Genomic DNA, 5,808 nt, shown 5'->3' on the forward strand with positions numbered 1-5,808 from the left:
CTCGCCCACAACCTGACATCAGCAAGGTCCCCACCCATAACCACACCAACGACCGACCCGGCCATCAGTCACAGCAAACACCGTTGCAGTACTAGCCCCGCACCACGCCGTGGCCGCCGTCGACGGTGAGGACCTCGCCGGTGAGGAAGCCGGTCTCCTCGCCGGCGAGCATGGCGATCACCCGCGCCACGTCCTCGGGTTCCGCGACCCGGCGCAGCGGGGTGCGCTCCGCCAGCCGCTGCTGGAATTCCTGCGGCATGTGGGCGCTGGCCTCGGTACGGACGAAACCGGGTGCCACGACATTGACGTTGATGCCGAGCGGACCGGCCTCGTAGGCGACGAAGCGGGCGAAGGCGTTGAGCGCGGCCTTGGCGGTGCCGTGCGCGGCCATGCCCGGGGCAGGAGGACCGTCGGCCACGGCGCTGGAGACATACACGATGCGCCCCTGCCCTCGCGCGGCCATGAGCGTCAGCGCCCGCTGGGTGAGTGTGTAGGCGGAGGCGAGTTCGTCCGTCACCTTCGCCCTGAAGTCCTCCCAGGCAAGGTTCTGGACGGGGGTGGGCGTGAAACGGGCGCCGGCGTTGCAGACCAGGACGTCCAGACGCCCGTCGGCCGCGGAGCGCTGCAGCAGCTCGGCCGCCTGGTCGGGGTCGTGCACATCGGCCTGCAGGGCGAAGGCCTCGCCCCCGTCGGCCTGGATGGCCTTGACCACCTGCTCGGCCGACTGCCGATCGGAGAAGTAGTTGACGGCCACGCGGTACCCACGGGCTGCCAGCTCCCGCGAGGTCGCCGCGCCTATGCCCCGGCTGCCGCCGGTGACCAGTGCTGTCGGCCTGCTCGTCGTCATGTCTGCTCCATCGTCGAGGGAGGTGCGCCCCGTGCCGGGGAGGTGCGCCGGATGCCGTCCCACGCTATCGGAGCGGAGCGCTCCGTTCAAAATCAGGTCGCTGTTCCGTGCCTGCGCACCAGAAGCGGTGGATGGCGCGGGTGGCGTGGATGCCGGTGAGCGGGCCACCGTCGACGAGGACGAGATCGGCGCGTCGTCCAGAGGCAATGGAGACCCGGTCGTCGGTCAGACAGGCGCGGGCGGGCGCGGTGGTGGCTCGGAGGAACAGGCGGCCGGGGCGAGGGCCGGGCACAGGGCCACGTGTCCGGCGCGGTCGCGCCGACGGATGCCGTGGTGGGGGGCCCGCCCCGGCCGTGAGGACCTTGCGGACCGAAGGTCCGTACTCCTCGACGTCGTCACAGCTCCCGGCGAGCGCTGTACCGGCGAAGCCGGCGGAGGCGTGCCGCGGGCAGTGCCGGGTGCATCACCCGACGTGGGGCGGGTATGCGGCGGGGGCACCACCCCCACAGGTTCGGGAGGAGAGTCTCGATGAGCACTTCGGACAAGGCCGGTAACACGGGCGACAAGGTCAAGGGCAAGGTGAAGGAGGGGCTCGGCAAGGCGGTCGGCAATGAGCGGCTGGAGGCGGAGGGCAGGGCCGACCAGGTCGAGAGCGACGCCAAGCAGGCCGGCGAAAAGGCCAAGGACGCGGTGAGGGACCTCCTCAAGGACTGATCTCCTCGGTGGAACCCTGTGAAGGCGGGTTGCGGCAACCGAGCCGGGACCCGCCTTCGCGCTCGGTGATCGCCTCGCGGCCGCGGCGGTGCTGCCGGGCAAGGACCCCGTAACGACAGACAGTGGGAGCATGTGGATCATGCGGGATGCTGACGGCCGGGCGGACGGGTGGCGGGCGGCGTTGCGCCGCACACCAGCGGCCATCTGGAACGACGACATCACGGACTGGGCTGCCGCATTGACCTACTACGCGGTGCTCGCTCTGTTCCCCGTGCTGCTGGTGCTCCTCTCGGTTCTCGGGCTGACCATGCCGACGGCCCGACCCGAGGTGATCGACCGGGTCACGCAGGCCGTCCCCGCCACCTCCCGCGGGTTGCTGCGCAGCGCTCTGCAGCAGATGGCGGGGCAATCCTCCGCAGCCTGGGTGCTGGTCGTCTTCGGCGCGGCCGGGGCCCTGTGGTCGAGTTGCAGCTATCTGAGTGTCTTCCGCCGGGCCCTGCACGCCATGCACCGGGCCGACGCCGACCGGCCGGTGTGGCGGACCGCCCCGCGCATCGTCCTCACCGCGCTCGTGCTGATCTCCCTCCTCCTGACCACCACGCTCGCGCTGCTGGTGAGCGGCAGCGTCGCCCGGCGTCTGGGCCGCGCGCTGAACCTGGGGGCCGTGCCCCAGGTCGCGTGGGATGCCCTGCGCTGGCCCGTCCTGGCAGCGGTGGCGGTCGCTCTGGTCCTGGTGCTCTACCGTTCGGGTCCGGCCCCCTCGCGTCCGGTGCGGAGGATGGCACCGGGCGGTGCCCTGGCGATCGTGCTCCTGCTCTGCGTCTCACTGGGATTCGCCGTCTACGCCTCGCATGTGAGCACCTATCACCGCCTGTACGGTTCCCTGGCGGGCGTGGTGGTCTTCCTCGTCTGGCTGTGGCTGTCCAACCTTGCGCTCCTGGCGGGCGCTCAGTTCAACGCCGAGCTGGCACGTACCGGCGACGGCACCCGCCCGGGCCCGGGCCTGCCCCGGGGGCGGGAAGGCGACAGGACTCCTGCCCCCGAGCCGCCCGGTGGCCGACCCGCCTGATGCGTCCGTGTGCGCCGGGTCCTCAAGGCGGGTTCGCACCGGCTCAGGGTGACGGGGACGGGTGCCGACGGAGCGGTTGCCGGACAGTCGGCCGTTTCCCAGGGGAACGGAGCCTTGATGCGGTCCAGGGGGATGCGGGTCGAAGCGATCGCAACGGCCATCGTCATGGGCAGCGTCGTGTGGGCGGCCTGCGGGGGCCACGGCAGGTCCACTACCGGCAGGTCTGCCGCCTCGTCCGGCACGAACGGCGGCGGCAGCACTCGGGATCGGGCACGGCGGCCCCGCCCCGGACGTGACCCGCAGAAGGCTGGACGCACAGCATGAACTCTGTATCGGTCGCTCCCCGCAGCGGCGCGAACGTGCCGCGGGTCAGCTTCCGGCCAGCATGCCTTCGCGCAGGCGGGTCAGGCAGCGCGAGAGCAGGCGGGAGACGTGCATCTGGGAGACGCCGAGGCGTTCGCCGATCTGCGCCTGGGTGAGTTCCTCGACGAACCGCATGTGGATGATCTGCCGGTCGCGCTCGTCGAGGGCGGCGATCGCCGGCGCCAAGGCGTGGAAGTCCTCCACCAGGGCGAGGGCCGCGTCGTCGAAGCCGATGAAGTCGGCCAACGGGGTTTCGCTGTCGTCGCCCGTGTTCATAGCGGCGTCCAGGGAAGCGGCGCTGTAGCCGTTGGAGGCGATGCGGGCCTCGACGACCTCCTCCTCGCCCAGGCTCATCAGCTCGGCGAGTTCCTTGGTGGTGGGGGTGCGGCCCATACGGCTGCGCAGTTCCTCGGTGGCCTGCGCGAGGTGGACGCGGGCCTCCTGCAGCCGGCGGGGCACGTGCACCGCCCAGGAGGTGTCGCGGAAGAAGCGCTTGATTTCGCCGACGATGTAGGGCACGGCGAAGGAGGTGAACTCCACCTCCCGGGAAATCTCGAACCGGTCGATCGCCTTGATCAGGCCGATCATGCCGACCTGGACGATGTCCTCCATCTCCTCCGGGTTACGGCTGCGGTACCGGCCGGCCGCGAAGCGGACGAGGGACATGTTCATCTCGATCAGCGTGGTGCGCGCATAGCTGTACTCGGGCGTCCCCTCCTCCAGCGTGGCCAGCCGGTCGAAGAACAGCCGTGACAGCTCGCGTGCGTCCTTGGGGGCCACCTTGGAGGCATCACCGATCTCCGGCAGCGCGGCCTGCGCGCGTCCCTGGATCTCTTCGACGGCGATCGTCATGGGTGCCCTCCCGACCTGCGCTTAAGCTCATCTTCCGAATCCGGCCCGAGCGCCGGTGCCCCCGATTCCACCGGCTACACATGGCGTTACTCGTTTGTTATGATCGACCGTGCGCCGGAGAGCGGGGCCACTCCGTACCCCCGCTGCTGCGACTGGCCTGCCTGTCCGCCCGCGCCGCGGTGTGGCGGCTGGGGCGCGATCGCGTGCACCGCCTCCGCCCTCCCGCACCAGTGCCCCGGGCCGGCGCGGGCCGAGGCCCTGCCGGACGCCGCTGTGGCGCCTCGGCAGGGCCTCCTCGCGGACTCAGCCGGTCGTCGGCCGGTTCGCCGACGGAACGACGACGAGGCGCAGGTTCTCCTCGTCGTTGTGCTCACCGATCGCGAACAGCCGGGTCCCGTCCGGCGTCCACGCCAGGCCGCGGGGCCGCAGGGAGCCCGCGTCGAACCCGGTGGCGGGGGCCAGGGTCACGGTGCGATAGGGGGAGTCGGCACCGGCCCGGTACAGGTAGACGTCCGGATCGGGTTCGACGCTGTCCACGCCGGCCGCGACGTCACCCTGTGCGGAGACCGCGACGGCGACCGGGTACGACGTACTGGGGTACGTGTGGCTCTCGGCCAGGTCCGGCAACCGGAACGACGGGTGGTGGTAGGGCGCCCCGGACGCGGTCAGCAGTGTCCCGCCGTCCGGACTGATGGCCATGTCGCTGAAGTCGGAGCTGCCGCCGGGACCGTTCACCGTCTCGTGCAGCACGGGGGTCCCGCCAGAGACGTCGTACACGGAGAGCCGGCCCGGAGAGGTGTTCTGGTCCCCGGCGACGAGGGTGTCAGGCGCTGCGGGAGAGGTCGCCAGCAACGGCGCACCGCTGAACTCTCCTTCGGGGATGAGCCCCAGACGCACCGTCGGGGTGGAGGTGCCGAGGGTGAGCGAGCCGATGCTCGCCTCCCACTGTTCTCCGTAACCGAAGAAGAGCGTGCGGCCGCTCAGCGCAGCGTGGAAGGGAGCGGTGCCGGCACCGGTGGCGTAGCGTGCGCGCTGCCTTCCGGTACCGGTGTCGATGACGCTGATCGCGTCGCCCCGGGCGAGCGGAGCGTAGAGGGTGCGGTAGTCGGCGGACAACTCCAGATCGCACACCCCGGGGAGGTTGTCGATGGTGCGGACCAAGCGGCCCTCGTAGTCGGCCACCAGTACGGTGCCCGTGACGTAGTCGGAGATGAGCACGTGCTTGTGCAGCGGGTCCACCGCGAGATCGCAGTGGTACGCGACCGGAAGAGCGGTGCCCTCCTCGTCCCCTGCGGCCTGCGTCGCGGGCGCGGCGCCGAGCGACAGGCCCAGCAAGGCCGCGAGCGTCAGCAGCAGGCGCGCGAGAGGAAGTCGTCTTCGCATCGGTTTCCCTTCGAGAACGGGCGCAGTCACTGGTCGGGCACCGCCCGTGTCACGGTCCATGGCTGCATCGGACTACCCTCGCTGCGGCCCCGCATTCCCCCCGAAGCCCCGATCGTCACAAGGGATGTCACCGATTCCGCTTGATCGGCAGGCCTCCGGAACGGGCGGTGCGGCGTGCCCAACGGCTTCCCGGCCCGCGGCCGGGAAGCCGTTGCGGTAAGAGCTGCCAGGGCCTGCGTGATCCGGTGATCAGTCGGCGGTCTTCAGGAGGTCCGGTTGCTTCCGGTCTCGCTCGCAGTGGATCAGCTATGCCTCCCTGGGCACACGCAGCGGATTCCGGCCGCCGGGCGCCGGCGTCAGGCGGGGGAGGGGAAGCGGGCCAGGGCGCGGAGTTCGGCTTCGACGGCTTCGATGCCGTCGGGCCGCCTGCGGTCCCAGTCGGGGACCGTGTCGGGTTCCAACTGCCTAAGAGCTGCGAACAAAGAGCCCGGCTCGCGACGCCCGGCACGCACGCTCGCGGCGTTGCCGAAAGGCCCTGGTAGCTCCGCTACAAGGACCTTCCGGCGCCTTGCGATCGCAC

Annotated in this window: 5 protein-coding genes; 2 read left to right on the forward strand and 3 right to left on the reverse strand. The window is 71.0% G+C overall.

Annotated elements, in window-relative coordinates:
- Nucleotides 1-91 precede the first annotated feature (91 nt).
- Nucleotides 92-847: an SDR family oxidoreductase gene (locus tag ABZ719_RS37115; protein ID WP_366729580.1), complete on the reverse strand. Its 756-nt coding sequence runs from the start codon at nt 845-847 to the stop codon at nt 92-94.
- Nucleotides 848-1,375: 528 nt separating this feature from the next.
- On the opposite strand from ABZ719_RS37115, the gene ABZ719_RS37120 reads away from it, so the two are divergent.
- Entirely contained in the window at nt 1,376-1,561 is a 186-nt protein-coding gene (locus tag ABZ719_RS37120; RefSeq protein ID WP_366729581.1) for a CsbD family protein, read from the forward strand.
- Between the two features lie 139 nt (nt 1,562-1,700).
- Nucleotides 1,701-2,630, forward strand: a complete 930-nt coding sequence (locus tag ABZ719_RS37125) for a YihY/virulence factor BrkB family protein (RefSeq protein ID WP_366729582.1) — start codon at nt 1,701-1,703, stop codon at nt 2,628-2,630.
- Nucleotides 2,631-2,999: 369 nt separating this feature from the next.
- On the opposite strand, the gene ABZ719_RS37130 is transcribed toward ABZ719_RS37125, so the two are convergent.
- Together ABZ719_RS37130 and ABZ719_RS37135 are read right to left on the reverse strand one after the other, a co-directional pair.
- Nucleotides 3,000-3,845, reverse strand: a complete 846-nt coding sequence (locus ABZ719_RS37130) for an RNA polymerase sigma factor SigF (RefSeq protein WP_366729583.1) — start codon at nt 3,843-3,845, stop codon at nt 3,000-3,002.
- A 303-nt stretch (nt 3,846-4,148) separates the two neighbouring features.
- Nucleotides 4,149-5,228, reverse strand: coding sequence for a hypothetical protein (locus ABZ719_RS37135; RefSeq protein WP_366729584.1), 1,080 nt, complete (start codon nt 5,226-5,228; stop codon nt 4,149-4,151).
- Between the last annotated feature and the right edge of the window lie 580 nt (nt 5,229-5,808).

Origin of the sequence: Streptomyces sp. NPDC006743 (genome assembly GCF_040703815.1) — a bacterium.
Taxonomy (GTDB): domain Bacteria; phylum Actinomycetota; class Actinomycetes; order Streptomycetales; family Streptomycetaceae; genus Streptomyces.